This window comes from Rhodococcus sp. 06-235-1A (assembly GCF_002258785.1).
GTDB lineage: Bacteria > Actinomycetota > Actinomycetes > Mycobacteriales > Mycobacteriaceae > Rhodococcoides.
The window spans coordinates 140,621-166,594 of record NZ_NOYI01000002.1 but is presented as its reverse complement, the minus strand read 5'-3'; the positions used below and the strand labels follow the sequence as shown (position 1 = coordinate 166,594).

21 protein-coding genes and 1 pseudogene are annotated in these 25,974 nt (G+C 64.6%); 4 read left to right on the top strand and 18 right to left on the bottom strand.

All coding sequences use genetic code 11. The annotated features are described in order from the left end of the window. The first annotated feature begins 7 nt into the window (after positions 1-7). Positions 8-985 carry a 5'-3' exonuclease gene (locus tag CH275_RS00815; protein WP_094674288.1) on the top strand — a complete coding sequence of 326 codons (978 nt, stop codon included), beginning with the start codon at positions 8-10 and terminating at the stop codon, positions 983-985. A 19-nt stretch (positions 986-1,004) separates the two neighbouring features. Here the strand turns inward: CH275_RS00815 and CH275_RS00810 are convergent, their stop codons facing one another. The 7 genes from CH275_RS00810 to pafA all read right to left on the bottom strand — a co-directional run bounded on the left by CH275_RS00810 (position 1,005) and on the right by pafA (position 9,672). Next, positions 1,005-1,931 carry a DUF4333 domain-containing protein gene (locus CH275_RS00810; RefSeq protein WP_094674286.1) on the bottom strand — a complete coding sequence of 309 codons (927 nt, stop codon included), beginning with the start codon at positions 1,929-1,931 and terminating at the stop codon, positions 1,005-1,007. Positions 1,932-2,025: 94 nt separating this feature from the next. Continuing rightward, positions 2,026-4,800: a DEAD/DEAH box helicase gene (locus CH275_RS00805; RefSeq protein WP_179275905.1), complete on the bottom strand. Its 2,775-nt coding sequence runs from the start codon at positions 4,798-4,800 to the stop codon at positions 2,026-2,028. 27 nt (positions 4,801-4,827) lie between these two features. Further along, positions 4,828-5,799 (bottom strand): twin-arginine translocase subunit TatC, encoded by a 972-nt coding sequence (gene tatC, locus CH275_RS00800; protein ID WP_094674284.1) that lies wholly within the window; start codon positions 5,797-5,799, stop codon positions 4,828-4,830. Positions 5,800-5,906: 107 nt separating this feature from the next. After that, on the bottom strand, positions 5,907-6,173 hold the full coding sequence (gene tatA, locus CH275_RS00795) for a Sec-independent protein translocase subunit TatA (protein ID WP_094674282.1): 267 nt from the start codon (positions 6,171-6,173) through the stop codon (positions 5,907-5,909). A gap of 85 nt (positions 6,174-6,258) precedes the next feature. Further along, entirely contained in the window at positions 6,259-7,254 is a 996-nt protein-coding gene (locus tag CH275_RS00790) for a helix-turn-helix transcriptional regulator (protein ID WP_094674280.1), read from the bottom strand. Beyond that, positions 7,251-8,243 (bottom strand): helix-turn-helix transcriptional regulator, encoded by a 993-nt coding sequence (locus tag CH275_RS00785; RefSeq protein WP_094674278.1) that lies wholly within the window; start codon positions 8,241-8,243, stop codon positions 7,251-7,253. Before CH275_RS00785 ends, CH275_RS00790 begins: the two co-directional genes overlap by 4 nt. 70 nt (positions 8,244-8,313) lie before the next feature. Continuing rightward, the gene (gene pafA, locus CH275_RS00780) at positions 8,314-9,672 is read right to left on the bottom strand and encodes a Pup--protein ligase (protein ID WP_170944814.1); all 1,359 of its coding nucleotides are present in this window, start codon (positions 9,670-9,672) and stop codon (positions 8,314-8,316) included. A gap of 98 nt (positions 9,673-9,770) precedes the next feature. Here pafA and CH275_RS30315 point away from each other — a divergent pair. After that, positions 9,771-11,231 (top strand): annotated as a pseudogene (locus tag CH275_RS30315) (bifunctional phosphatase PAP2/diacylglycerol kinase family protein); the annotation flags it as partial. 43 nt (positions 11,232-11,274) lie between these two features. Here CH275_RS30315 and prcA read toward each other — a convergent pair. The 6 genes from prcA to CH275_RS00745 form a co-directional block, all read right to left on the bottom strand. After that, on the bottom strand, positions 11,275-12,048 hold the full coding sequence (gene prcA / locus CH275_RS00770; RefSeq protein WP_094674276.1) for a proteasome subunit alpha: 774 nt from the start codon (positions 12,046-12,048) through the stop codon (positions 11,275-11,277). Further along, a complete protein-coding gene (gene prcB, locus CH275_RS00765; protein ID WP_094674274.1) occupies positions 12,045-12,986 on the bottom strand; it encodes a proteasome subunit beta in 942 nt (313 codons plus the stop codon). Before prcB ends, prcA begins: the two co-directional genes overlap by 4 nt. Beyond that, positions 12,983-13,177, bottom strand: a complete 195-nt coding sequence (locus CH275_RS00760) for a ubiquitin-like protein Pup (RefSeq protein WP_008716348.1) — start codon at positions 13,175-13,177, stop codon at positions 12,983-12,985. Before CH275_RS00760 ends, prcB begins: the two co-directional genes overlap by 4 nt. A 194-nt stretch (positions 13,178-13,371) precedes the next feature. Further along, positions 13,372-14,871 carry a depupylase/deamidase Dop gene (dop, locus tag CH275_RS00755; RefSeq protein ID WP_094674272.1) on the bottom strand — a complete coding sequence of 500 codons (1,500 nt, stop codon included), beginning with the start codon at positions 14,869-14,871 and terminating at the stop codon, positions 13,372-13,374. Between the two features lie 80 nt (positions 14,872-14,951). Next, entirely contained in the window at positions 14,952-16,715 is a 1,764-nt protein-coding gene (arc, locus tag CH275_RS00750) for a proteasome ATPase (RefSeq protein WP_094674623.1), read from the bottom strand. Positions 16,716-17,027: 312 nt separating this feature from the next. Further along, complete coding sequence (locus CH275_RS00745) at positions 17,028-17,906, bottom strand: tRNA (adenine-N1)-methyltransferase (protein ID WP_094674621.1); 879 nt, start codon at positions 17,904-17,906, stop codon at positions 17,028-17,030. A gap of 324 nt (positions 17,907-18,230) precedes the next feature. Here CH275_RS00745 and CH275_RS00740 point away from each other — a divergent pair, with 324 nt between their 5' ends. Further along, a complete protein-coding gene (locus CH275_RS00740; RefSeq protein ID WP_094674619.1) occupies positions 18,231-19,073 on the top strand; it encodes a RecB family exonuclease in 843 nt (280 codons plus the stop codon). Then, positions 19,070-19,897 carry a thioesterase family protein gene (locus CH275_RS00735; RefSeq protein WP_373453656.1) on the top strand — a complete coding sequence of 276 codons (828 nt, stop codon included), beginning with the start codon at positions 19,070-19,072 and terminating at the stop codon, positions 19,895-19,897. The genes CH275_RS00740 and CH275_RS00735 overlap by 4 nt, the downstream gene beginning before the upstream one ends. Before the next feature lie 6 nt (positions 19,898-19,903). Here the strand turns inward: CH275_RS00735 and CH275_RS00730 are convergent, their stop codons facing one another. From CH275_RS00730 to metH, 5 genes are read right to left on the bottom strand one after another with little or no spacing between them, the layout of a single operon-like run. Continuing rightward, entirely contained in the window at positions 19,904-20,335 is a 432-nt protein-coding gene (locus CH275_RS00730) for a PaaI family thioesterase (protein WP_094674270.1), read from the bottom strand. A 26-nt stretch (positions 20,336-20,361) separates the two neighbouring features. Next, a complete protein-coding gene (gene hisG, locus CH275_RS00725) occupies positions 20,362-21,213 on the bottom strand; it encodes an ATP phosphoribosyltransferase (RefSeq protein ID WP_094674268.1) in 852 nt (283 codons plus the stop codon). A 48-nt stretch (positions 21,214-21,261) separates the two neighbouring features. Further along, positions 21,262-21,525 (bottom strand): phosphoribosyl-ATP diphosphatase, encoded by a 264-nt coding sequence (locus tag CH275_RS00720; RefSeq protein WP_094674615.1) that lies wholly within the window; start codon positions 21,523-21,525, stop codon positions 21,262-21,264. Positions 21,526-21,575: 50 nt separating this feature from the next. Next, entirely contained in the window at positions 21,576-22,253 is a 678-nt protein-coding gene (locus tag CH275_RS00715; protein WP_094674266.1) for an HAD family hydrolase, read from the bottom strand. Beyond that, on the bottom strand, positions 22,246-25,815 hold the full coding sequence (gene metH, locus CH275_RS00710; protein ID WP_094674264.1) for a methionine synthase: 3,570 nt from the start codon (positions 25,813-25,815) through the stop codon (positions 22,246-22,248). The genes CH275_RS00715 and metH overlap by 8 nt, the downstream gene beginning before the upstream one ends. Positions 25,816-25,974: the final 159 nt, after the last annotated feature.

The following is a 25,974-nucleotide window of genomic DNA, read 5'->3' as shown; positions in this document are numbered from 1 at the left end:
CGGCAAGATGAGCCCCATGACCACCCCCGGAAAGTCGCCGTTGTTGCTCCTCGATGGTGCGAGCCTGTGGTTCAGGGCCTACTACGCACTGCCCGAGTCGATTACGGCTCCCGACGGACGGCCCGTCAACGCCGTCCGTGGTTTTCTCGACATGATCTCGGCGCTGATCGCGCGCACCGAGCCCGGTCGGTTGGCGGTCTGCCTCGATCTCGACTGGCGACCGCAGTTCCGAGTGGACCTCGTTCCCTCCTACAAGGCGCACCGGGTAGCCGAGGCCGCGCCGGAGGTCGCCGAGAGCGAGGAGGTTCCGGAAACGCTGACTCCTCAGGTGGACATGATCATGGATGTCCTCGCCGCGCTGGGAATTGCGACGGCAGGTGCCGAGGGCCTCGAGGCGGACGACGTGTTGGGCACCCTTGCTGCGCGGGAACGGCAGGACCCCGTTGTCGTGGTCAGCGGGGACAGAGACCTGTTGCAGGTCGCTGCCGACGAGCCGAACGAGGTTCGAGTTCTCTACGTCGGCCGGGGGTTGGCCAAGGCCGAATTGTTCGACCCCGCACTGGTTTCCGAGCGCTACGGAGTCCCCTTGCACCGTGCCGGCGCGGCATACGCAGAGCTTGCACTGCTGCGCGGCGACGCATCGGACGGTCTGCCCGGAGTCAAGGGTATCGGCGAGAAGACGGCGTCGACGCTGATGCTCCAGTACGAATCGGTCGCCGCATTGCGCGACGCGGCGCTCGATCCGACGTCGGACATGGCCAAGGGGATCCGCGCAAAGCTGGCCAATGCGAGCGACTACCTGGACGCGGCCCTTCCTGTTGTCCGAGTTGTCACCGACGCCGATGTGGTCCTGTCGAAGTCGGACGAGATCCCGGCCGAACCCGCCGACCCCGACACACTGAAATCCCTTGCCGAGACGCTCGGTGTGGAGAACGCAGTGGCCCGCCTCGTCGCTGCGATGGCGACCACGGCATCGAAGAACTGACCGAGTGACCGGACTGGGCCTACTTCGGCAGTGACACCTCGTAGTTGGCGTCGTCGTCGAGGAAGGTCAACGTGACCTTCTTGAATGCTCCGTCGACCGTCAACGTGCAGTCGACGCTGGCTCCGGCTTTCACCTCGATGTCCTGTGGGCACGACACGCCGGAGACATCCGACGCTCCATAGGATTCGGTGACGACCTTGCGGACACCCTCCTGGGCGGCCGCGGTATCCAACGTGGTCGATCGGCCGAAGGCCAGGAAGGAGACCAGCGCGATCACCGCGACGACCGCGATGACGACACCCACGATGATCAGGGGCTTCTTCGACTGCGCGCCGCCCTGCCCTGGCCCCTGCTGGTTGGGATACTGCTGATTCGGATACTGCTGGTTGGGAAACGGCTGGTTGGGATTCTGCTGGTTGGGATTCCAGGGCTGCTGTGGCTGCTGGCCGTACTGACCCGCACCGTACTGACCGGGTCCGTACTGGCCGCCGCCGAATTGCTGTGGTGCATAGGGATTTTGATATGCGGCTTCGCCCGATCCAGGCGTGCCGGTATAGGGCGCACCGTACTGCTGACCGGTCGGGTATTGCGTGGTCGGGTTCTGGCCCTGGGGGTATTGCCCCTGTGGGTATCCGCCCTGTGCATTCTGCCCCTGAGGGTATTGCCCCTGCGGATAACCTGCCGGTGGGTACTGGCCCTGCGGGTACTGAGCTTGCGGGTACTGACCACTCGGTTGTTGCGGACTCTGCCCGTACGCAGTCTGACCGGGTTCGCCGTACGGTGTCGTCGGTGGCTGTCCGTACTGACCCCATGCCGATGGCGTCGGAGGTTCCGCGGAGGGACCACCCGGCTGAGTGTCGGGCGTGTCTTTCGCGGCACCGTCCTGCTGGTCGGGCTTACGCGACCAGCTGTTGTCGGGATCGGTCGGACCGTTTGGGCCGCTCATCTCGCCTCCACTGAAAATTCGGAATCGTCGGGGGTACAGTATCCCGCGCGTGCGACTCTCCGCTGTACCGACCCGGCAGTCCGATTCGCTCCTGTCATGCGGCATCGACGGCGACCACGCCGCGGCGCAGAGCCGCGATCGCACGCGCCGCAGTTCGCGACAGTTCCGGCTCCGGGGCCGCGAGCCGAACTTGATCCAACAGGTCGATCACCTGCCGACACCAGCGCACGAAGTCTCCGCCCGAGAGTGCTTTGCCGTTGTCACCCGCTGTCACGAGAGCATCGACCAACGAGTGGTCGGACGCCCACTTGTAGATCGCCTTCACGAAACCCATGTCGGGCTCTCTCGTCGGCGGCAATTTGTGTCGAACCTCGTCGGCACGCAGTTCGTGCCACACCCGAACCGTCTCGGTCAACGCATGTCTGATCGGACCCGTCGGACCGTGCGGGGTGATGTCTCCCTCGGATCTGGACTCGTAGACGACCGCCGACACCACCGCTGCCAACTCTGCGGGCGAGAGGCCCTGCCACAGGCCCCCGCGGAGACATTCCGCCACGAGCAGATCGGACTCGGAATAGATTCGGCTCAACCTGGCACCGTCGTCGGTCACCTTCGGATCTTTACCCGGCGTCACGTAGCCGCGGTCGGCGAGCAGCGCGAGAATCCGATCGAACGTGCGGGCCAGCGAGTTCGTCGTGGCCGATACCTTCTGCCGCATCGTTTCAGTCTCGCGTGCCAGTCGGTTGTATCGCTCCCCGGTTCGTCCGAGTTCGTCGCGATCGGGGCGAGCATGCACCGGATGCGATCGGATGGCGCGACGCAGGGTGGCGAGCTCCTTGTCGTCCGCTGCCGTCAACTTGCGACGGATACGGTCCGACGGCTGCGAGATCCCGCGGGTGACCAGGGCCGCCGCGAGATCGCGCCTGGTCTTCGCGGTGCGATGGTCGACGAACCGCGGTAGTCGCATGGTCCCCAGAGACGTTGCGGGCGAAGGGAAGTCCGCTGCCGAGAGCCGGCCTGCCCACTTGTCCTCCGTGAGCACGAGTGGTCGCGGATCTGCCCGGTCGTCGTCCGGCTCCAGAACCACGGCGAGACCGCTGCGTCGACCGGTCGGGACCGAGATCACATCCCCGCGGCGCAGTGCACGCAGTGAGTCGACGGCCTTGTCTCGCCGATCGGATCTGTTCTGCCGTTCGAGGGTCTTCTCGCGATCCTTCAGACGCTCGCGCAGCCGTGCGTACTCGAAGTACTCGCCGTCGGGGCCGCCGAGGCGCGCTCCGAGAGCATCCAGCGTCTGCATGTTCTTCTCGATTCCGCGAACCATGCCGACGACCGAGCGATCGGCTTGGAACTGCGCGAACGACCGCTCGAGCAGCAGGCGCGAATCGGCCGCGCCGAACTGTTCGATCAGGTTGATCGACATGTTGTACGCCGGAGCGAACGAACTGCGCAGTGGGAACGTCCGAGTCGATGCAAGCCCGGCGACCTCGGTCGGTTCGGTTCCCGGCTGCCACAGCACGACGGCATGACCTTCGATATCGATGCCGCGTCGTCCGGCTCGACCGGTCAGCTGGGTGTACTCCCCCGGAGTCAGCTCGGCATGGGTCTCACCGTTGAACTTGACGAGCTTCTCCAGCACCACGGTTCGGGCCGGCATGTTGATTCCGAGTGCCAGTGTCTCGGTAGCGAACACCGCTCTGACCAGTCCTTTGACGAACAATTCCTCGACAGTGTGGCGAAACACCGGCAACATCCCGGCGTGATGGGCGGCGAACCCGCGCTCGAGCGCATCGCGCCACTCCCAGAAGCCGAGGACTTCCAAATCCTCGCGCGGAAGCTCCGAGGTGTGCTTCTCCACGATGTACCGAATCTCTTCGGCCTGTTCGGGCGTGGTCAACACCAGACGTGAGCGCATGCACTGGGTCAGGGCACCGTCGCACCCGGCGCGGCTGAAGATGAACGTGATTGCGGGGAGCAGACCTTCTTCGTCGAGCTTGGCGATCACGTCGGGGCGTGCCAGAGGCCGGTTGTTCGCTCCGCTGCCCTGACCCCCACCCCGACCTCCGCCGCCCCCGCGACCTCCGCGGCCTCGGCTGTGCGGCGCGTGCCAGCGGTCCATCGAGTCGAGTGACTGGCGTTGCTTGACGTGACGGACGAGTTCCCGGTCGACCACGACCTTCTGCTTGCCGTCGGGCGACTGCGCTCTGGTGTCGAACAGATCGAACAACCGGCGGCCCACCATGATGTGCTGAGAGAGGGGTACCGGACGGTTCTCGTCCACCACGACCGAGGTGTCACCGCGGACCGTGCTCATCCATGCACCGAATTCCTCGGCATTGCTGACCGTGGCCGACAAGCTCACCAGACGAACATCGTCGGACAGGTGCAGGATGACCTCTTCCCACACTGCACCCCGGAAACGGTCGGCCAGATAGTGCACCTCGTCCATGACGACGTGCGACAAGCCGCGCAGTGCATCGGAGGATGCATAGAGCATGTTGCGCAGGACCTCCGTCGTCATGATGACGATGGGGGCATCGGGGTTGATGGACGAATCGCCGGTGAGCAGACCGACCGTGTCGCGGCCGTACCGTGCGGTCAGTTCGGCGAACTTCTGGTTGCTCAGCGCCTTGATGGGTGTGGTGTAGAAACACTTGCGCCCCGCTGCGAGGGCCAAGTGCACCGCGAACTCGCCGATCACCGTCTTGCCTGCACCGGTGGGGGCACACACCAGAACACCGTGGCCGTTCTCCAGTGCGGTGCACGCGTCGACCTGGAACCGGTCGAGCGGAAACCCCAGCTCTGCCGAAAAACGTTGCAGCTGAGTAGGTTGCGGACTCGGCATTGCGTCAAGCGTCGCGTCGGTCATGCGTTCGACTCTACGGTCCGGCCGACGTCAGATCGTGTCGTCGTACTCCGATTGGGTTCGCGTCGTGGTGCCGAGACCGCCGAACGGAGGTGTCGGTGCGACAGCGTGTGGGGACTCGATCGAACTTGCGCCGTCGATGCGGGTTGCTTCGTCATCTGACACATCACCCCATTCGTCTCTTCTCTTGCGCAACTTACGCTTGTCGTGAATCCGCGCAATCTGCACCGCCATCTCGAAGAGCACCGTCAACGCCAACGCCAACGCCAACATCGAGAACGGGTCCTGTCCCGGAGTCGCGATCGCCGCGAAAACGAACAGACCGAAGATGAGACCGCGGCGCCACGCTTTCAGCCGCTCGTAGGTGAGTACTCCGACGAAGTTCAGGGCCACGACCAGTAGCGGAATCTCGAAGCTGACGCCGAAAATGATGAGGAGATTGATCAGAAAGCCGAAGTATTGATCACCGCTGAGCGCGGTGATCTGGACGTTGTCGCCGATCGAGAGCAGGAAGTGCAGGCCCTTGGCCACCACGAAGTACGCCAGGATCGCTCCGGTGACGAACAATGCTGCCGCCCCGGTGACGAAAGAGACCGCGTAGCGTCGCTCGTTCGCGTACAGGCCCGGGGTGATGAACGCCCAGATCTGGTACAGCCAGATGGGGCAGGCCAACACGACGCCCGCGGTGAACGCGACCTTGAAACGCAGGAGGAACTGATCGAACGGTCCGGTCGCCAGCAGACGGCACTGATCGTCGTTGCTCAGGTTCGCGCGCAGGCTCGGATCGAGCGTGCAGTACGGGCCACGAAGCAGATCGCCGAGGCTTTCGACGCCCATGATCGTGTGCGAGTACCAGAAGAATCCGAACGCCGTGGTCACAGCGATGGCAACCAAGGACCACAGGAGCCGAGTTCGCAGCTCGTACAGGTGATCGACCAACGACATCGTGCCGTCGGGATTGACTCGGCGCTTGCTACGCCGTGGATCGAACGGAATGCGCATGGTGTTCTACGGTCAGCCTTCTTCGGTTGGACGACGGCGCGGAACCGTCACCGACAGCAGTAGACCGGGGTACCCACTCGGTACCCCGGTGTGCTGAGCGGCTTCGCTCAGGCAGACTTCGCGTCGTGCTGCGCCTCGGAATTCGGCTGCACAACCGGTGCAGGCGAGGGAAGCTGTGCGGGAGCGGCCGGCTGCTGCGCCGTCGTGGTGTCGGCGTCGGATTTGCCGTCGTTCTGCATCTCCTTCACCTCGCTCTTGAAGATGCGCAACGAGCGACCGAGTCCGCGAGCAGCCTCGGGCAGCTTCTTGGAACCGAACAGAATGATGACGACCACCGCAACGATCGCCCAGTGCCAGGGACTGGTGAATCCCATGTGAACCTCCTGAGATCAGATGAACCGAGCGTACCCGACATCGTGTGTTCGCTTCGGACGCGGCGGGATCGGGTTCACCTCGCGTTCATGTCGTGCCGGAGCCGTCCGTGCTGGTGGCATCGAGCTCGGCGTATGCATCCAGCGCAGAAAGAGCGCGCTCTCGGACGGAATTCACCAAGGATTCAGGTGAAAGTACTGTGATGCCTCCGCCGAAGCCCAGGGTCAGCCGGGTCATCCACTGAAGTGTTGCGAATCGCATCGTGACCACGATCGACCCGTCGGCGTCGGCGGCCACCTGCGTCATCGGGTAGTAGTCCAGGATCCAGGTGAACGCAGGCGAGACCTTCAGCCGCGCCTGCGACAGCGAGGGGTCGTCGTTGAAGATCTCGAAGGCGTCCTCGTCCTGGACCGACTCCGGTGGTGCGGCCGGCTCGTCGAGCTCGGTTGCCGAGTCGATCCGGTCGAACCGGAACAATCGAACGCCCTCGGCACTGCGGCACCACGCCTGCAGGTAGCTGTTGTCGTCTACGACGACCGTCCTGATCGGATCCACGGTCCGCTCGGTGACGACGTCCCGGGACGCCGAGTAATAGGTCAGATCCAGGGCGTGCCGGTGACGCAGGGCAGACCGGACGGTGGCCGAGACCGGCCCCTCCTCCGTACCGGAGCTGTCGTGGTCGGACGAGAGCGGCACATTGGCCGCCGCCGAGCCCGCCGCGGTCTCGATCTTCGCGATCGCGCGCTGAGCGGCCGACGGGTCGACCATGCCGGGCATCGACGTCAGCGACCTGAGCGCAACCAACAGAGCAGTCGCCTCGGTCGACGTCAGACGCAGTGGCCGGTCGATCCCGGCCGAGAACGTCACATCGATGCTCTCCTCGGAGAACGAGAGATCGATGAGATCACCCGGTCCGTAGCCGGGCAGGCCGCACATCCAGAGCTGGTTGAGATCGGCCATCAGCGTCGACGTCGACACCCCGAGTTCGCGCGCAGCCTCCTCGGCGCTCAACCCGGGATTGGCCATGAAGAAGGGCACCATATTGAGCAACCTGGCGAGCCGAACCGACAGACGTGCACTCATCGCTCGTTCTCCACATCGGCTGCTGTCCTCAGAGTCGAGAGCACGTCGGCTCGCAATTCTGCAGGATCGAGCACCACCGCATCGGCTCCGTGACCGGCGATCAAGCGTGAGATCCAATCCCAGGACCGCACGGGAACCTCGACGACGGCGCCGTGGCGAGTACCGAGACTCTGCTCGCCCACGACCGTTCCCATCCTGCGCACTTCCAGCGCCCTTCCGTCGTGCAGCCATATTCGGGCCGTGCCGGACACCGAGGAAGTGCCCGCGACCCGGCGAACGATGTCCTGCAGATCGACGCCGTCGGGTTTACGAACGCTCTGCGGCGTCCCGAAGGACTTGACCTCGTCGCCGATTCGCGACAGACGAAACGTGCGGGTGTCGTCGCGGTCCACATCGTGTCCCACCAGGTACCAGCGGCCACGGAACGTCACGACACCCCACGGCTGGACGGTCCTGGTGGTGAACGGTTCCGTCGACGACGGTCGGTGCTCGAACCGCACCGACTTGCCCTCGTCGATGGCAGTCAGCAATGCACCGAGTGCAGGCTCGGAACCACGAGTGCGCGCGGGAACCGCCGTGACCGCCGCAGCCGACTCGTTCTGGTCGACCTGAATTCCGGCCGCGCGAAGTTTGAGCAGCGCACTCTGGGCCGCCGATGTGAGCTCGGGCGATTCCCACAGTTTGACGGCGACGGCGACGGCTGCGGACTCCTCGCTGGTGAGGTCGATTTCGGGAAGCTCGTACGCATCGCGATTGATGCGGTATCCCTCGACGCCACCGAATCTGGTGGCGACACCGGTTTCCAACGGCACACCGAGGTCGCGAAGTTCGTTCTTGTCCCGCTCGAACATTCGGCTGAACGCCTCGTGGCTGGTGGAGTCGTCGTACCCGGCAACGCTGTCGCGGATCCACTCCGCGGTGAGGAATTGACGTGTCGACAACAGACAGATGACCAGGTTCATCAGGCGTTCGACTTTGGTGGTGGCCACGACAGTCGAGCCTAGTTGCTCACCGGCGGCCCGAGCGGTAGCGACCCGAGCTGCCGACGTTCCACCCGGCCTACATCGACGCGATCAGGCGTTCCACCCGCTCGTCGACCGAGCGGAACGGGTCCTTGCACAGCACGGTCCGCTGAGCCTGGTCGTTGAGCTTGAGATGCACCCAATCGACGGTGAAGTCGCGACCCGCCTCCTGGGCGGCCGTGATGAACTCTCCGCGCAGCTTGGCCCTGGTGGTCTGCGGCGGCAGATCGACGGCCTCGTCGATCTGCTCGTCCTCGGTCACTCGCTTGGCCAGACCCTTGCGCTGCAACAGGTCGAACACTCCTCGGCCGCGCTTGATGTCGTGATAGGCGAGGTCCAATTGAGCGATCTTGGGATCGGAGAGCTCCATCGAATACCGGTCTTGGTAACGCTGGAACAACTTGCGCTTGATGACCCAGTCGATCTCGGTGTCCACCTTCGCGAAATCCTGTGTCTCGATGGCGTCGAGCGTTCGCCCCCACAGATCGACGACCTGCTCCACCTGAGTGTTCGGCTCGCGGGTCTTGAGATGCTCGACGGCGCGGGCGTAGTACTCGCGTTGGATGTCGAGCGCGCTGGCCTGTCGTCCCCCGGCCAGGCGCACCGGACGTCGCCCGGTGAGATCGTGGCTGACCTCGCGGATGGCACGAATCGGATTGTCCAGCGCGAAATCTCGGAAGGAGACGCCGGCCTCGATCATCTCGAGGACCAGAGCTGCTGTTCCGACCTTCAGCATCGTCGAGGTCTCGGCCATGTTCGAATCGCCCACGATGACGTGCAATCGACGGTACTTCTCGGCGTCGGCGTGCGGTTCGTCGCGCGTGTTGATGATCGGCCGGGAGCGAGTGGTGGCCGAGGAGACACCTTCCCAGATGTGCTCGGCGCGCTGCGACAGGCAGAACGTTGCCGCTTTCGGTGTCTGCAGCACCTTGCCTGCACCACAGATCAATTGACGCGTGACCAGGAACGGAAGTAGAACATCCGAGATCCGGGAGAACTCCCCCGCTCGCTGAACCAGGAAGTTCTCGTGGCAGCCGTAGGAGTTACCGGCAGAGTCGGTGTTGTTCTTGAACAGGTAGATATCGCCGCCGATGCCCTCCTCGGCCAAGCGCTGCTCGGCGTCGATCAGCAGATCTTCGAGAACACGCTCGCCTGCTCGGTCGTGGGTGACCAATTGCAGCAGCGAGTCGCATTCTGCAGTCGCGTATTCGGGATGCGAGCCCACATCGAGGTACAGGCGGGCACCGTTGCGGAGGAATACATTCGAGCTGCGACCCCACGAGACGACTCGGCGGAAAAGATAGCGAGCCACTTCGTCCGGACTCAGTCGTCGATGTCCGTGGAAAGTACATGTGACACCGAATTCTGTCTCGATGCCCATAATTCGTCGCTGCACACTTCGACACTACAACGCAACCCGCGAATGGATGTGTCGGAGCGCCCCGATGTCGTGCGTCCGTGAGGTTACCGTCGGACGTGCCTAGGCTGGTCGGCATGACATCCACGCGCACCACGATCTCGACGGCCGTTCACGCGTGGGACCTGTCGCTCGTCGCACGGAGCGCAGCACTACGGCAGAGCAGGGCCGACAGCGGCCTGCGCGCCCTGAGCAACGCCGCCGATCACGGTCGTCTGTGGCTCGGCGCGGCTGCACTTCTCGTGGCAGCCGGTGGCCCCGCCCGCCGCGGTGGAGTTCGCGGGCTCGTTGCGTTGGCGGGCGCAAGCGTGACGGCCAACGGGCTCCTCAAACCCCTGTTCCCGCGGACTCGCCCGGATTCGGAGTCCGTTCCTGTACTACGCCAGGTACTGGCTCCCCCGGTGTCCTCCTCGTTCCCCTCCGGCCATTCGGCATCGGCTGCGGCATTCGTCACGGCCGTGGCGATCGAATCACCGGTCGCCGGAATTCTGCTGGCTCCGGTTGCGGCCGCCGTCTGCTATTCGCGCGTCCACGTCGGTGTGCACTGGCCCACCGATGTCATCGCCGGCGCGGCCCTCGGCTCGGCCATCGCCTTGTCCACCCGCCGCTGGTGGGCTGTCCGCTCGGAGAAGCCGGCTGATCTGGGCTCGCCGGTCGACGTCGAATCGCTCGAGGGAGGACGAGGGTTGCTCGTGCTCGTGAATCCGGGATCGGGCGACGGCTCCGAGTCGGTGCCCGACGCGATACGCCGCGCACTTCCGGACGCCGATCTGTTCGTTCCCGACCCGGAACAAGATTTCAACGAGCAGCTCGAACAGCGAATTCGGAACACGTCTCCGCGCGCCCTCGGCGTCTGCGGCGGCGACGGAACGGTGGTCAGCGTTGCCGCGTCGGCCGTGCGTAACGGCTTACCGCTCGCCGCGTTCCCCGGTGGCACCCTCAACCACTTCGCCCGCGACACCGGTCTGACAGCCGTCGAAGACACCGCCGCAGCCGTCGAGGCGGGCACTGCCGAACTGGTCGATCTCGCCCAGGTGTCCATCGACGGCCGCAGCGTGTCGTTCGTCAATACCGCGACGTTCGGCGGATACCCCGACTCGGTCCGGTTACGTCAGAAGCTCCAGAGCCGGATCGGCAAGTGGCCTGCAGCAGCCATCGCGATGACGCGGGTGTTGGCCGCCGCGGAACCACTGAACATCGAACTCGACGGCAACAAGCACTCGGTGTGGATGCTGTTCGTCGGCAACGGCAACTACGTGCCGGCCGATCAAGTTCCCATGTCGCGCAGCAGCATTCACACCGGCACCCTGGACGTACGGTTCCTTCCGTCGGAACCGAAGGCGTCGAGGACCAGGTTGCTCTGGGCGACGGTCACCGGAACCCTCGGCTCGTCACCGGCGTACGTTCGCCGAGCAGTGCAGGAACTGACCGTGCGGGTGGGTGGTGATCCCGTTGCACTCGCGGCAGACGGCGAAGTGGTGGGCGACGGCACGACGTTCGAGTTCACCAGTGACAAGAACGGCCTCGCGCTCTACCGAAAGCGGTTGGGCACGAGGCCGTCACAGGTGTCGGGTCGACCGGCTACGACAGTGCTTCCCCTTCGGTGTCGACCACTGTCTGCGCCGCGGGTGCCGATGCAGGCAACATGTCCTCCAACGCGGCTCCGGCGATGCGTCGGAACGCCCGCCTCGGCCGACCCTGGTCCAACACGGCCACCTCGAGGGCCGACACCTCGAGAACCTTCTTCTCCGGCTCACCGCCTGCGGGCGGCGGCGTCGCGGGGCCCGCCGTGAGCGCGTCGACGGCAATGCGCACCGCGTCGGCAAGATCCAGACCGGGACGGTAGGTGTCCTTCAGCGCTGCCACGATGGGCTCGGTCGTTCCGCCCATGACGACGAAATCCTGTTCGTCGACGATGGATCCGTCGTAGGTGATGCGGTAGAGCTGCGTCGCGATCGGCTCGTCCTGATGCGAGACCTCCGCTACACAGATCTCGACCTCGTACGGCTTGAGCTGTTCGGTGAAGATCGTGCCGAGTGCCTGCGCGTATGTCTTCGCGAGCGAGCGCCCGGTCACGTCACGCCGGTCGTACGTGTAACCCTTGATGTCGGCATGCTGAATGCCGGCCTTGCGCAGGTTCTCGAACTCGTTGTACTTGCCCACGGCCGCGAAGCCGATTCGGTCGTAGAGTTCGCTCACCTTGTGCAGGGCCGTCGAGCGGTTCTCGGCCACGAACAGCACGCCGTCCGCGTAGGTCAATGCGATGACGCTTCGGCCGCGGCCGATTCCCTTGCGCGCCAACTCCGAACGATCGCGCATGATCTGTTCGGCAGATGCGTAGTACGGCATCGTCATGGTGCGCTACCCCCTTCGCTCACTTCCTGACCGCCTCGAGTGTGGTGGTCGGCACCGCCGGTGTGCGCGGCACTCTCGGTCCGCTCCGCGAGAATGGACCGCGCTGCTGCCGACACACGGTCGTGTGCGACGTCGTCCGCGCCGACACTCGTGATGGCGACCGCCGTCGGATAGATCCCTCGGGTGACGTCGGGACCGCCGGTGGCCGAGTCGTCGTCGGCTGCGTCGTACAGCGATTCGACTGCTGCGCGAAGCGCCTCGTCCTCGGTCATGCCGGGGCGATAGAGTTTCTTGAGCGCAGACTTGGCGAACAGTGATCCCGACCCCACCGCGTGGTAGCCCGACCGCTCCTCGTATCGACCGCCGACCACGTCGTAGGACACGATGCGTCCGGCACGATCGGGGTCCGAGATGTCGATGTCGAATCCGACCAGCAGCGGGACGGCGGCGAGTCCTTGCATCGCCGCTCCGAGATTGCTTCGCACCATCGACGACAGCTTGTTGGCCTTGCCGTTGAACGTGAGCGGAACGCCTTCGATCTTCTCGTAGTGCTCGAGCTCGACGGCGAAGAGCCGTACCAGCTCGATGGCGATCCCGGCGGTACCGGCGATGCCTGCCGCCGAGTACTCGTCGGTGACATAGACCTTCTGCATGTCGCGATTGGCGATCAGATTGCCCTGCGTAGCGCGTCGGTCACCCGCGATCAGGACGCCGCCCGCGTACGTCAAGGCCACGATCGTGGTTCCGTGCGGCGCGATGCCGGACTTGTCGGACGAACCGTTCGCAGTGTGGGTCGCCAGATCTGCGGCGAGACCGCTCACGGGCAACAGATGGGGGGCGTGCTGACGGAGATAGTCGGAGAAGGACGAGCTGCTCGATCCGAGTGGGATCGTCATTCCGTCACCGGCCGACCGTGGGTCCGAACGATCCACCGTCACTGGCCGCCCTTCTGAACGTAGGCACGGACGAAGTCCTCGGCATTCTCTTCGAGGACGTCGTCGATCTCGTCCAGAAGGTCGTCGGTCTCCTCGGCCAGCTTTTCGCGCCGTTCCTGACCACCGGCTCCGGTGTCGCCTGGGACCTCATCGTCGTCGCCGCCGCCAGAGCGCCGTGTCTGCTCCTGTGCCATAGTCGCCGACCTCCTCCGTGTATCGAGAAAACAGATCTACTGCACGCTCACCGATCCATCCGAGATGCACACCGTGGATGTGCAAGTGCAACCGAACGTTCCGCCGAAAGTGCACGGACCTTTACCCTACCGACAGACCGGGCCGGCCGGTCGGCAAGACACCGTCGAATAGTCGAGCGCGCCTCGACCGGGTTTCAGTTGGTGAGTTGATCGACGAGCTCCGCGGCGCTGTCGACCGACTCGAGCAGAGCGCCGACGTGCGATTTGGTACCGCGCAGCGGTTCGAGAGTCGGGATTCGGACCAGGGAGTCGCCACCGAGGTCAAAGATGACCGAGTCCCAGCTGGCAGCGGCGATGTCGGCCCCGAATTTGCGGAGGCACTCGCCGCGGAAGTACGCCCTCGTGTCCTCCGGCGGCGTGCCGACGGCGTCGAGCACCTGTTGCTCGGTGACGAGTCGGTCCATCGACCCACGAGCGACCAGCCGGTTGTACAGGCCCTTGTCCAATCGAACATCGGAGTACTGCAGGTCGACCAGATGCAGCCGCGGCGCCGACCAGCCGAGCCCCTCCCGCTGGCGAAAGCCTTCGAGCAGACGCAGTTTCGCGGGCCAGTCCAGCAGATGGGCGCACTCCATCGGATCGCGTTCGAGGAGGTCGAGCACCATGGCCCACTTGTCGAGCACATCCAGGGCGCGTGCATCGTCGCTACCCTCGGCCGCCACGAACTTCGCTACGCGTTGATGGTAGATCCGCTGCAGCGCAAGCCCGGTCAGTTCGCGTCCGTCGGCGAGAGCGACGGCCTTGCGCAGCGTCGGATCGTGGCTGATCTGGTGGACGGCCGTCACCGGTCTTGCCAGCTGTAGATCGGACAGGTCGACCCCTGCTTCGATGAGGTCGAGCACGAGCGCGGTGGTGCCGACCTTGAGGTAGGTCGACATCTCGGCGAGATTCGCGTCGCCGATGATGCAGTGCAGGCGGCGATACTTGTCCGCGTCCGCGTGCGGTTCGTCGCGCGTGTTGATGATGCCGCGCTTCAGGGTGGTCTCCAGGCCCACCTCCACCTCGATGTAGTCCGCTCGCTGGGACAGCTGGAAGCCCGCTTCGTCACCGGACTGGCCGATTCCGACGCGTCCGGAACCGGTGATGACCTGCCTCGACGCGAAGAACGGCGACAGCCCGGCGATGACTGCCGAGAACGGCGTCTCGCGGGACATCAGGTAGTTCTCGTGGGTGCCGTACGACGCACCCTTGCCGTCGACGTTGTTCTTGTAGAGCTGCAGGCGCGGGGCACCGGGCACGCTGGAGGCGTGGCGAGCGGCGGCCTCCATGACGCGCTCTCCTGCCTTGTCCCAGATCACCGCATCCAACGGGTCGCGCACTTCCGGGGCCGAGTACTCGGGGTGAGCGTGGTCGACATAGAGGCGGGCCCCGTTGGTGAGAATCATGTTCGCCGCGCCGATCTCGTCGGCATCGATGACCGGAGCCGGTCCGCTGAAGCGTCCGAGATCGAAGCCACGGGCGTCGCGTAGCGGAGATTCGACCTCGTAGTCCCAGCGCGTGCGCTTGGCCCGCGGCACGCCTGCTGCTGCCGCATAGGCCAACACTGCCTGGGTCGACGTCAGGATCGGGTTTGCGGTGGGCTCGGTGGGCGACGATATGCCGTACTCGACCTCGATACCGATGATGCGCTGCATGAGTCGAGCCTAGACGGCAGGCGGAGACAGAACGGGGCGCGCCCTGTGCGGACGCGCCCCGAAACCGGTCTGTGCGGGATCTACAGGTACTGGCCGGTATTGGCCTCGGTGTCGATCGCGCGGCTTGCACTGGCGTTCTTGCCGGTGACCAGCGTGCGGATGTAGACGATCCGCTCGCCCTTCTTGCCGGAGATTCGTGCCCAGTCGTCCGGGTTCGTGGTGTTCGGCAGGTCTTCGTTCTCGGCGAACTCGTCGACGATGGAGTCGAACAGGTGCTGAATTCGCAGACCGGCGTTGCCCGTTTCGAGTACCGACTTGATGGCGTACTTCTTCGCGCGGTCGACGATGTTCTGGATCATGGCACCGGAATTGAAGTCCTTGAAGTACAGAACTTCCTTGTCTCCGTTGGCATATGTCACCTCGAGGAACCTGTTGTCGTCACTCTCGGCGTACATGCGCTCGACGACGCGGTCGATCATCCCTCGGATGCAGGCCGCGCGGTCACCGCCGAACTCCGCGACGTCGTCGGCGTTGACCGGAAGCGAGTCGGTCAGGTACTTCGAGAAGATGTCCTGTGCCGACTCGGCGTCGGGACGCTCGATCTTGATCTTGACGTCCAGGCGACCGGGCCGCAGGATCGCGGGGTCGATCATGTCCTCGCGATTGGATGCACCGATGACGATGACGTTCTCGAGTCCCTCGACGCCGTCGATCTCGGCCAGCAGCTGAGGAACGACCGTGGTCTCGACGTCGGACGAGACACCGGAACCACGGGTACGGAAGATCGAGTCCATCTCGTCGAAGAACACGATGACCGGAGTGCCCTCGGACGCCTTCTCCCTGGCGCGCTGGAAGATCATCCGGATGTGGCGCTCGGTCTCACCGACGAACTTGTTGAGCAGTTCGGGGCCCTTGATGTTGAGGAAGAAGGACTTTGCTTCCTTCGCATCCTGCCCGCGGGCCTCGGCGATCTTCTTGGCCAGCGAGTTCGCCACGGCCTTGGCGATCAGCGTCTTTCCGCATCCGGGAGGCCCGTAGAGCAGAACACCCTTGGGTGGGCGCAGCGAGTACTCGCGGAACAGGTCCTTGTGCAGGAACGGCAGCTCGACGGCATCGCGGATCTGCTCGATCTGCCTGCCGAGACCGCCGATGTCCTCGTAGCCGACGTCGGGAACCTCCTCGAGGACCAGGTCCTCGACCTCGGCCTTCGGCACACGCTCGAAGGCGTAGCCGGCCTTGGTGTCGACCAGGAGGGAATCGCCGGGACGCAGTTTGCGAGAGGGCTCGTCCGGGTCGACGGGTCCTTCGTCGTTGACCATGTCGATCAGCGGCTTGGCCAGCCACACGACGCGCTCCTCGTCGGCGTGTCCGACGACGAGGGCTCGCGTGCCGTCGCCCAGAAGCTCACGCAGAGTACTGATCTCACCGACTTGGTCGAAGGTGCAGGCCTCGACGATGGTCAGTGCCTCGTTCAGCCGCACCGTTTGTCCGGGCGCAAGCGAGTCGGCCTCGATGTTGGGTGAGCACGTGAGCCGCATCTTGCGACCCGACGTGAACACGTCGACCGTTCCGTCCTCGAACACGCTCAGTAGAACGCCGTAGCCGCTCGGTGGTTGGCCGAGACGGTCGACTTCCTCGCGGAGTGCGATGAGCTGTTGCCTGGCCTCTTTCAGGGTGTCCATCAACTTGGTGTTGCGCAGCGAGAGCGAATCGACACGGCCCTCGAGTTCGCGCACCTGTTCGGGGGACTCCCCCAGTTGACGACGTAGTGAAGCGGCCTCGGCTCGCACGGCGTCCAGTTCGGCTCTGGCCGCGGCCACATCCGGATTGTCTGTTGAGCTCATGAGCGACTCCTCCCAGTGACGATCTATCAACGCTACCGGCACCGGCCCGAATGTGCGGACCGACACCACGATCGGGCATCACGGCGGCATGCGTCGAACGCATCTCTGCGCGCTTCGACGCCATGTGGGCCGTTCCCGACCCGGTAGCTGGCCTACTGCGAAATCGGGGCCCTCACCTGCGAAAATGAGCGATCACGAACGAGGCGTCGCAGGTGCGGCGGCAACGACATCGGTATCAGGACGCGGCTCGGCGGATGAATCCGATGACGGTGATCACGAATCGACATCGACTGTCGACGCCGCCGCTCGGCGTCAGCCTTTACCGGACCGACGCTGCGGCTTCGGCGTGACGGTTCCCTCCGCGAGGCGTCGAACACTGACGAGAAACGCCGTGTGGCCCTGCATACGGTGCTCGGGACGAACGGCCAATCCGACGACGTGCCAGCCCCGGACCATCGACTCCCACGAACGAGGTTCGGTCCAGCATTCCTGTGCGCGCAGAGCCTCGACGACCTTGGACAGCTGAGTGACCGTGGCGACATAGACCAGCAGCACTCCTCCGGGAACGAGAGCTTTCGACACAGCGGGCAGCGCGTCCCACGGGGCGAGCATGTCGAGAACCACCCGATCCACCTGCTCCCCCGGTCGGTCGACACCGAACCGATCCACGTCGGCCACCGTCAGGTGCCAGTTCGACGGTCGCTCGCCGAAGAACGTCTCGACGTTCTTGATCGCGTAGTCGGCATGATCCTGACGGATCTCGTACGAGATGACCGTTCCCTCGGTTCCCACGGCACGCAACAGCGAACAGGTCAGAGCGCCCGAACCGGCACCGGCCTCGAGAACTCGGGCACCGGGAAACATGTCGCCCTCGTGCACGATTTGCGCTGCGTCCTTGGGATAGATCACCTGGGCACCGCGTGGCATCGACAGCACGTAATCGGTCAGCAACGGACGAAGCGCCAGGTAGGGGGTGCCGTTGACGGACGTGACGACGCTGCCCTCGTCGGCTCCGAGCAACTTGTCGTGGGTGATTCCGCCCCGGTGGGTGTGGAACTCCTTGCCCGCCTCGAGAACCACCGTGTAGTGACGCCCCTTGCCGTCGGTGAGTTGTACTCGATCCCCTACGCGGAACGGACCGCTGCGGGCAGGCCCGGACGCAGCAGGTGCGACCGAGGTCTCGTCCGCGATCGGGGGCCGGTCGAGTTCGATCTCGTCGACCGTCGCTGTGACCACTTCGTCCGCAGTCGGAACCGAGGCATCGACGAGCGCGTCGACCTCGGACCCGTCGTTCGACGCGGACGAGGAATCACCGGTGGACACAGCGGAAACCTGCTTTCGTTGCTCTGTTCGACAGCCGATCCGATTTGGCCGGCGTCGGGGAGGACTCGACGTGCCAGACTACGGCCTTGACCGAAGATGTCGGACCAGCGGCATAGTCTCGCAGTCGTGAGTATTTCCGTGTCGACCCCCATCGACTTGCCTCTACTCGATCTCGGCGACGTCGGGCAACCGCTGCCGGCGACGTCGAGCCCACGCAGTAAGCCGGCGTTGTCACCCTCCCGCGCAGGCGATTTCAAACAGTGCCCACTGCTCTACCGCTTCCGAGCCGTCGATCGCATCCCCGAGGTCTCCACCGAAGCCCAGATCAAGGGGACTGTGGTGCATGCGGCACTGGAGGCCCTCTACGCCCTGCCCGCGCAGGATCGAGTGCAGGCAACCGCACGCGAGCTGGTGGATCCGGCGTGGGAGCGAGTGGTTGCCCAGTCACCCGACATCGAATCGTTGGTTCCGGCAGACGATCGGCCGGCCTTTCTCGATCGCGCCCGAGCGCTGGTCGCCGGATACTACGAGCTCGAGGACCCGACCCACTTCGAACCCGAGTCCTGTGAGCAGCGGGTGGAGATCGACCTGGACGACGGCACGCCGCTGCGCGGATTCATCGACAGGATCGACGTGGCACCCAACGGGATGATCCGCGTCGTCGACTACAAGACCGGCCGAGCGCCGCGCGAGTTCACCGAATCCAAGGCCCTGTTCCAGATGAAGTTCTACGCCCTGATGATCATGCGCATGCGAGGGGTCGTGCCTGCGCAGCTGAAATTGATGTACCTGGCCGACAAACAGGAACTCACCTATGCCCCCGACGAAGGCGAGCTGCGCAGATTCGAGCGCATGCTGTCTGCCATCTGGAAGGCGATTCTCGCTGCAGGTGAGACCGGCGACTTCCGTGCCAAGCGTGGTGCACTGTGCAAGTGGTGCGACCACCAGGCGCTGTGCCCGGAGTTCGGTGGCACTCCCCCGCCGTACCCTGGTTGGCCCCAGGCCGCTCCGGAAGAGGCGGAGGCCGCGCTGTGACCCTCACCGCGAAGGTACTGCCGGACGCTTTCTTCGTTCCCTCGGGTGTCAGCAAGGACGGCTTCGAGAGAGTCACCGCGACCGAGAACACCGTCAGTCTGTGGGCACCGACGATGCAGCACGGCGCTCCGCCCTCCGCTCTGCTGGTCCGTGCACTCGAGCGCGTCGACGCCCGAGAGGACACCCGCATCAGTCGTGTGGCAGTCGACATACTCGGTCCGATTCCGGTCGCGGACATCGAGATTCGGGCATGGACGGAACGCCCCGGGGGCAACGTCGAACTGGTCGTTGCCGAGCTGTGGGCGGAGGGCCCATCGGGATCTGCGCGAGCGGTGGCCCGCGGCAGCGCGTGGCGTATGCGCACCGTTCCGACCGAGGACGTCGCACACGTCGGTGACCCGACGATGAAGCAGGTCGGGGCCGGGACCGACTACACGTTCGGGGGCACCTGGTCGTCGGGCTATCTCGACGCCGTCGAATTCAAGATCCTCACCGGTCTCGGAGCCGAGGGTCCGGGGCAGATCTGGGCACGCCCCAAACCTGTTCTCGTACAGGGCGAATCGATGACACCGCTCGAGCGACTGTTCTCGATTGCGGATATCGCGAACGGAATCGGCGCGAAACTGCCGATCGACGAATGGACGTTCTTGAACACCGACCTGACGGTGCACGTGTTCCGGGTGCCTCAGGGGGAATGGGTAGGAGTCTCGGCGGAGACCTCCACCGGTCCGGACGGAATCGCCATGTGCGCGGGGACTCTCAGCGACGAGGTGGGGCCCATCGGCCGCATCGCGCAGACGGTCCTGGTGCGACGTCGTAACTGACGACCATCACGACGTGTGTGCCCTGACGACGGTGCCCTGTGCCACCGCGACGATCCGTTCCCTGCTTTCGTCCACCGAATACACGGTGCAGTGACAGATGGCCTGGTTCCGGGTGGTCGATACCGCGTGTGCGCGGGCGATCAGATATTCACCGGTTGCCGGCCTGGAAAAATTCGTGGTGCAGTGCGCCGTCACTGCGTCGCCGCCCAGTGCGATTCCACCGGCGAAGGTGACTGCGTTGTCAGCGAGATAACTGATGACGCCGCCGTGTACGAAGCCGTGTTGCTGCCGGAGCTCGGGACGGTTGGGCAGGCGAACCTCCACGATGCCACCGTCCGTGGAGACGAGTTCCGCGCCGAGCAGCCGGGTGAACGGCTGCGCGTCGAACACCGCTCTCGCCAGTCGCGCGAGGTTCTCGTCGGAGGTGTCGGATGTCATGCGTCCTCCCTGTCACTCCACCGGATCTAGAAGGCGCGGCACGACCTGATGTCGGACGCCAGGATGGCCTTGGCGCCGAGCTCGGCGAGCTGGTCCATGACGTTGTTGTGCACCTTACGAGAGACCATGGCTCGCACGGCAACCCAATTGTCGTCGACCATCGGTGCCAGCGTGGGCGACTCGATTCCCGGGGTGATCTTGACGGCCTCGTCGAGGATCGACTTGGGGCAGTCGTAATCGAGCATCAGGTACTGCTGTGCGAAGACGACGCCCTGCACGCGGGCAATGAGTTGCTTGCGCGCGGAGTCGGTGCCGGGGGTGCCAGCGCGCTCGATCAGAACGCCCTCCGAATCGCACAACGATTCGCCGAAGGCCACGAGGTTGTTCTGACGCAGTGAGCGACCCGATTCGACGACGTCGGCAATCGCGTCGGCCACCCCGAGCTGAATGGAGATCTCCACCGCACCGTCGAGGCGGATGACCGTCGCCTCCAACCCCCGCTCGGCCAAGTCCTTACGTACGAGATTGGGATAGGACGTTGCGATGCGCAATCCACCCAGGTCCTCGGGCGACCATTCCTTGCCCGCCGGTGCCGCGTATCGGAACGTCGAACGACCGAATCCGAGTGCCAGCCGCTCCTCGACTGCGGCACCGGAATCAAGAGCCAGGTCGCGTCCGGTGATGCCCAGATCGAGCTGGCCGGATCCGACGTAGATCGCGATGTCCTTGGGTCGGAGAAAGAAGAACTCGACGCCGTTGGCCGGATCGAGGACCGTCAGGTCCTTCGAGTCGCTTCGGCGCCGGTAGCCGGCTTCACTGAGAATCTCGGCGGCGGACTCGGACAGGGCGCCCTTGTTGGGTACGGCTACGCGCAGCATGGAGTTTTCCTTCATCGGTGAGTTCGTGGGAGACGTGCGGGCAGTGCCTCACAGATGTCGGTAGACGTCCTCGAGCTCGATGCCCCTGCCCACCATCATCACCTGGACCCAGTACAGCAGCTGCGAGATCTCTTCGGCCAGCGCCTCGTCACTTTCGTGCTCGGCTGCGATCCACACTTCGCCTGCTTCTTCCAGAACCTTCTTCCCCTGAAAGTGAACTCCCGCGTCCAACGCTGCGACGGTGCCCGAGCCCTCGGGGCGAGTCTTCGAGCGTTCGGTGAGCTCGGCGAACAGGGAATCGAAAGTCTTCACGGCTAGATATTCTTTCACGTCGTCACTCGGGTACACGAATTCGGTCGAGATTAGGGAGTTCCGCCTGACCAGGCCCGGCGGACGTCCTCGGCAGTGAGCCCGACCAGACCGTCGCGAATCGTGTATCCCGGTGCGGCAGGCACCGCGATTTCGGACGGAACCACCAGCACCGGGCAGCCGGCAGTGTGCGCCGACAGCGAGCCGGTCGGTGAATCCTCGACCGCGAGGCAGGACGCGGCATCCAGTCCCAACAGTGCCGCACCGCGCAGATAGGGAGCCGGATGTGGTTTGCCGACCTCGACCTCGTCGCCGGTCACCGTGATGTCGAAGTACTCACGCCCCAGAGTGTCCAGAGCTCGCTCGACCAGCCCGCGCTCGGTGTTGGTGACGAGCCCGGTGGACAGACCCATCTCGCGGACAAGAGCGAGCGCATCCTTGGCACCTGGCCGCCAAGGAATGCCCTCGGCGAACAGGTCTCCGACACGGGTGGTGAGCCACTCGCGGCCCTCGTTCAGGTGCTCGTCGGTGACCTCGACCGATGCGTGTGCCAGGACCTTGCGCAGTGCGTCCCACATCGAATTTCCGAGGGTGCTCTCGCGCACCTCGGCGCTCAGTTCCGTTCCCAGCTTGCGGGAGTACTCACCGATAGCGACGTCCCAGATCTTCTCCGAGTCGAGCAGTGTGCCGTCCATGTCCCACAGGACACCGTGCAGGTGAGTTCTAGACATTGAAGTACTTGGCCTCCGGGTGATGAAGTACGAACGCATCGGTCGACTGTTCGGGGTGCAGCTGCAGTTCCTCGGAGAGCTTCACACCGATTCGCTCGGGTTCGAGAAGTGCGGCGAGTTTGATCCGGTCTTCCAGATCGGGGCACGCTCCGTAGCCGAACGAGTAACGGGCACCACGATATTCGAGTTTGAAGTACCCCTCGGCTTCGGTGGGGTCGTCAGCGGCAACCGATTTGCCGTCGGACAGTTTCAGTTCCTCGCGCACTCGGCGATGCCAGTATTCGGCCAACGCCTCGGTGAGCTGGACTCCGATTCCGTGGACCTCGAGGTAGTCGCGGTACGCATCGGCAGCGAACAGCTCGTTCGCGAAGTCGGCAATGGGTTGGCCCATCGTCACCAGGTTCATCGGCAGAACATCGACCTGGCCCAATTCCCGTGCAGCCGAACGGGACCGAACGAAGTCCGCGATGCACAGGAACCGGTCGCGGTGCTGACGCGGGAACGTGAATCGGAAGCGTTCGGGTGCATCGGGGTCGGGTTCGGTGAGCACCACGACGTCGTCGCCCTCGGAGACTGCCGGGAAATACCCGTACACCAGTGCCGCGTGCGCCAGAATGCCGTCGGTGCTCAGTCGATCCAGCCAGTACCGCAGGCGCGGTTTGCCTTCCGATTCCACCAGGTCCTCGTAGGTGGCACCTTCACCCTTGCGGGCACCTCGCAGGCCCCACTGCCCGAGGAACAGTGCGCGCTCGTCGAGCAGACCCGAGTAGTCGGCCAAGGACACGCCTCGGACGATGCGCGTGCCCCAGAACGGCGGGACCGGGATATCGATATCGGCAGCGACATCGGATCGTTCGGGCACGACGACCGGTGCCTCTGCAGCCTTGCGCTTCTCCGCGATGCGCTTGGATCGCTCGTGGCGTTCTTTGCGCTCGGCCGTCTTGGCCTTCGCGGCGAGTGCCTCGGGACTGTCCGGAGCCGGACCGCCGCCACGCTTGGTGGTCATGATGGTGTCCATCAAACGGAGGCCCTCGAAAGCGTCTCGCGCATAGTGCACGTCGCCTTCGTAGACGTCCTGCAGATCGTTCTCGACATACGACCGCGTCAGCGCGGCTCCGCCGAGCAGCACCGGGAATTGCTCGGCGACGCCCTTGGAGTTGAGTTCGATCAGGTTGTCCTTCATGACAACCGTGGACTTCACCAGCAGTCCGGACATGCCGATCACATCGGCACGCTTGTCGATCGCGGCTTCCAGAATGGTCGAAATCGGTTGCTTGATACCGAGATTGACGACCTCGTAGCCGTTGTTGCTCAGGATGATGTCGACGAGATTCTTGCCGATATCGTGTACGTCACCCTTGACGGTGCCGAGGACGATTCGGCCTTTACCGTCGTCGTCCGTCGCCTCCATGTGCGGTTCGAGGTACGCCACAGCGGCTTTCATGACCTCGGCCGAGGCCAGCACGAACGGCAGCTGCATCTGACCGGAGCCGAACAGCTCGCCGACGGTCTTCATCCCCGAGAGCAACGTCTCGTTGATGATCTCCAGCGGCGGCTTCTCGGTCATCGCTGCGTCGAGATCGGCGTCGAGGCCGTTGCGTTCACCGTCGACGATGCGCCGCTCGAGGCGCTCGAACAACGGCAGACGACCCAACTCCTCGGCGCGGGACTCACGGGCCGAGGCCGCCGAGACACCCTCGAAGAGCTGCATGAGCTTCTGCAGCGGGTCGTAGCCTTCACTGCGACGGTCGTACACCAGATCCAGAGCAGTCTCGCGCTGCTCGTCGGGAATCTTGTTCATCGGCAGGATCTTCGACGCGTGCACGATGGCGGTGTCGAGGCCGGCCTGTGTGCACTCGTGCAGGAACACCGAGTTCAGCACCTGTCGTGCAGCGGGATTGAGGCCGAACGAGATGTTCGACAACCCGAGGGTGGTGTGCACCTTCGGGTACTTCTCCTTGAGCTGCCGGATCGCCTCGATGGTCTCGATGCCGTCGCGGCGCACCTCTTCCTGGCCCGTCGAAATCGGGAAGGTCAGGGTGTCGACGATGATGTCCTCGTGGCGCAGGCCCCAGTTCTCGGTGATGTCGGTGATCAACCGATCTGCGACACGCACCTTCCACTCGGCCGTACGGGCCTGTCCCTCTTCGTCGATGGTCAGAGCAACGACAGCGGCACCGTGCTCCTTGACCAGACGCATGATCTTCTGGAACCGCGAGTCGGGCCCGTCACCGTCCTCGTAGTTGACCGAGTTGACCGCGCTGCGGCCACCGAGGTGCTCCAAACCTGCTTCGAGAACGGCAGGTTCGGTGGAGTCGAGCATGATCGGCAGAGTCGACGCCGTCGCCAGGCGGCTGGCCAACGCGGCCATGTCGGCGGCACCGTCGCGGCCGACGTAGTCGACGTTGAGGTCGAGCATGTGCGCGCCGTCGCGCGTCTGATCCTTGGCGATGTCGAGGCACTTCTCGTAGTCCTCGGCGAGCATCGCGTCGCGAAATGCCTTGGACCCGTTGGAGTTGGTGCGCTCACCGATCATCAGGATGCTGGCATCCTGCTCGAAGGGAACGGCGGTGTAGAGCGAGGACACGCCCGGCTCCGGCGCGGGTTTGCGCTCGAGCTTCGTGGCTCCGTGCACCATGTCGGCAACCTGACGGATGTGCTCGGGAGTGGTGCCGCAGCAACCGCCGACCAGGGCCAACCCGTACTCGCTGACGAATCCGCTGAGGGCCTCGGCAAGCTCCGGGGCGGTCAGCGGGTACTCGGCACCTTTCGCGCCCAGCGTCGGTAGACCGGCGTTGGGCATGACCGACACAGGCAACCGCGAATGCTTGGACAGGTGACGCAGGTGCTCGCTCATCTCGGCGGGACCGGTCGCGCAGTTGAGCCCGATCATGTCGATACCGAGCGGTTCGAGTGCGGTGAGCGCAGCACCGATCTCGCTGCCCACGAGCATCGCACCTGTCGTCTCCACCGTCACGTGGGTGATGATCGGGATGCGGACGCCGAGCCTGTCCATCGCGTGCTGGCTGCCGATGATTGCGGCCTTCACCTGAAGCAAGTCCTGGCAGGTCTCCACCAGGATGGCGTCGGCACCGCCGTCGATCATGCCCAGAGCGGCTTCCGTGTACGCGTCGCGCAGCCGGGCGAACGGGGCGTGGCCGAGCGTCGGCAGCTTGGTGCCCGGCCCCATGGAGCCGAGCACGAAACGGTCCATCCCATCACGGCCCGGGCCCATCTCGTCGGCGGTCTCACGTGCCAGCCGGGTGCCCTTCTCCGCGAGCTCGCGGATGCGGTCCTCGATGTCGTAGTCGGCCAGGTTGGGCAGGTTGCAGCCGAACGTGTTGGTTTCGACAGCGTCCGCGCCTGCGGCGAAGTACTCGCGGTGGATCTCCCGCAGGACATCAGGACGGGTGGCATTGAGGATCTCGTTGCACCCCTCGAGGCCGAGGAAGTCGTCGAGAGTCAGATCGGCGTCCTGGAGCATCGTGCCCATCGCGCCGTCGCCGATGACAACGCGACGTGAAATCGCATCGAGCAGACTGGGCTTGTGTTGATCGGGCATCACTACAGAGTAGTGGGCACCGGAGTTAACTCGGGTCGTAGGCTGTCGTGGTGAGTCCCCGAAACCTCGATGTCCAGTTCCCGACCGACGACGGTAGCCAAGATCCGGACATTTCAGGTGCCGGCTCGGATGCGCCTCTCGATGCCGCGTTGATCGAGG

What these genes read in the sequence shown, in the direction of transcription:
- CH275_RS00805 (WP_179275905.1), bottom strand. Translation starts at nt 4,800, where the DNA reads ATGACCGACGCGACGCTTGACGCAATGCCGAGTCCGCAACCTACTCAG.
- CH275_RS00715 (WP_094674266.1), bottom strand. Translation starts at nt 22,253, where the DNA reads ATGTCTAGAACTCACCTGCACGGTGTCCTGTGGGACATGGACGGCACA.
- CH275_RS00730 (WP_094674270.1), bottom strand. Translation starts at nt 20,335, where the DNA reads ATGACATCCGACACCTCCGACGAGAACCTCGCGCGACTGGCGAGAGCG.
- metH (WP_094674264.1), bottom strand. Translation starts at nt 25,815, where the DNA reads ATGCCCGATCAACACAAGCCCAGTCTGCTCGATGCGATTTCACGTCGC.
- CH275_RS00810 (WP_094674286.1), bottom strand. Translation starts at nt 1,931, where the DNA reads ATGAGCGGCCCAAACGGTCCGACCGATCCCGACAACAGCTGGTCGCGT.
- tatC (WP_094674284.1), bottom strand. Translation starts at nt 5,799, where the DNA reads ATGCGCATTCCGTTCGATCCACGGCGTAGCAAGCGCCGAGTCAATCCC.
- CH275_RS00815 (WP_094674288.1), top strand. Translation starts at nt 8, where the DNA reads ATGAGCCCCATGACCACCCCCGGAAAGTCGCCGTTGTTGCTCCTCGAT.
- CH275_RS00760 (WP_008716348.1), bottom strand. Translation starts at nt 13,177, where the DNA reads ATGGCACAGGAGCAGACACGGCGCTCTGGCGGCGGCGACGACGATGAG.
- CH275_RS00790 (WP_094674280.1), bottom strand. Translation starts at nt 7,254, where the DNA reads ATGAGTGCACGTCTGTCGGTTCGGCTCGCCAGGTTGCTCAATATGGTG.
- tatA (WP_094674282.1), bottom strand. Translation starts at nt 6,173, where the DNA reads ATGGGATTCACCAGTCCCTGGCACTGGGCGATCGTTGCGGTGGTCGTC.
- dop (WP_094674272.1), bottom strand. Translation starts at nt 14,871, where the DNA reads ATGCAGCGCATCATCGGTATCGAGGTCGAGTACGGCATATCGTCGCCC.
- prcA (WP_094674276.1), bottom strand. Translation starts at nt 12,048, where the DNA reads ATGACGATGCCGTACTACGCATCTGCCGAACAGATCATGCGCGATCGT.
- hisG (WP_094674268.1), bottom strand. Translation starts at nt 21,213, where the DNA reads ATGCTGCGCGTAGCCGTACCCAACAAGGGCGCCCTGTCCGAGTCCGCC.
- arc (WP_094674623.1), bottom strand. Translation starts at nt 16,715, where the DNA reads ATGAGCTCAACAGACAATCCGGATGTGGCCGCGGCCAGAGCCGAACTG.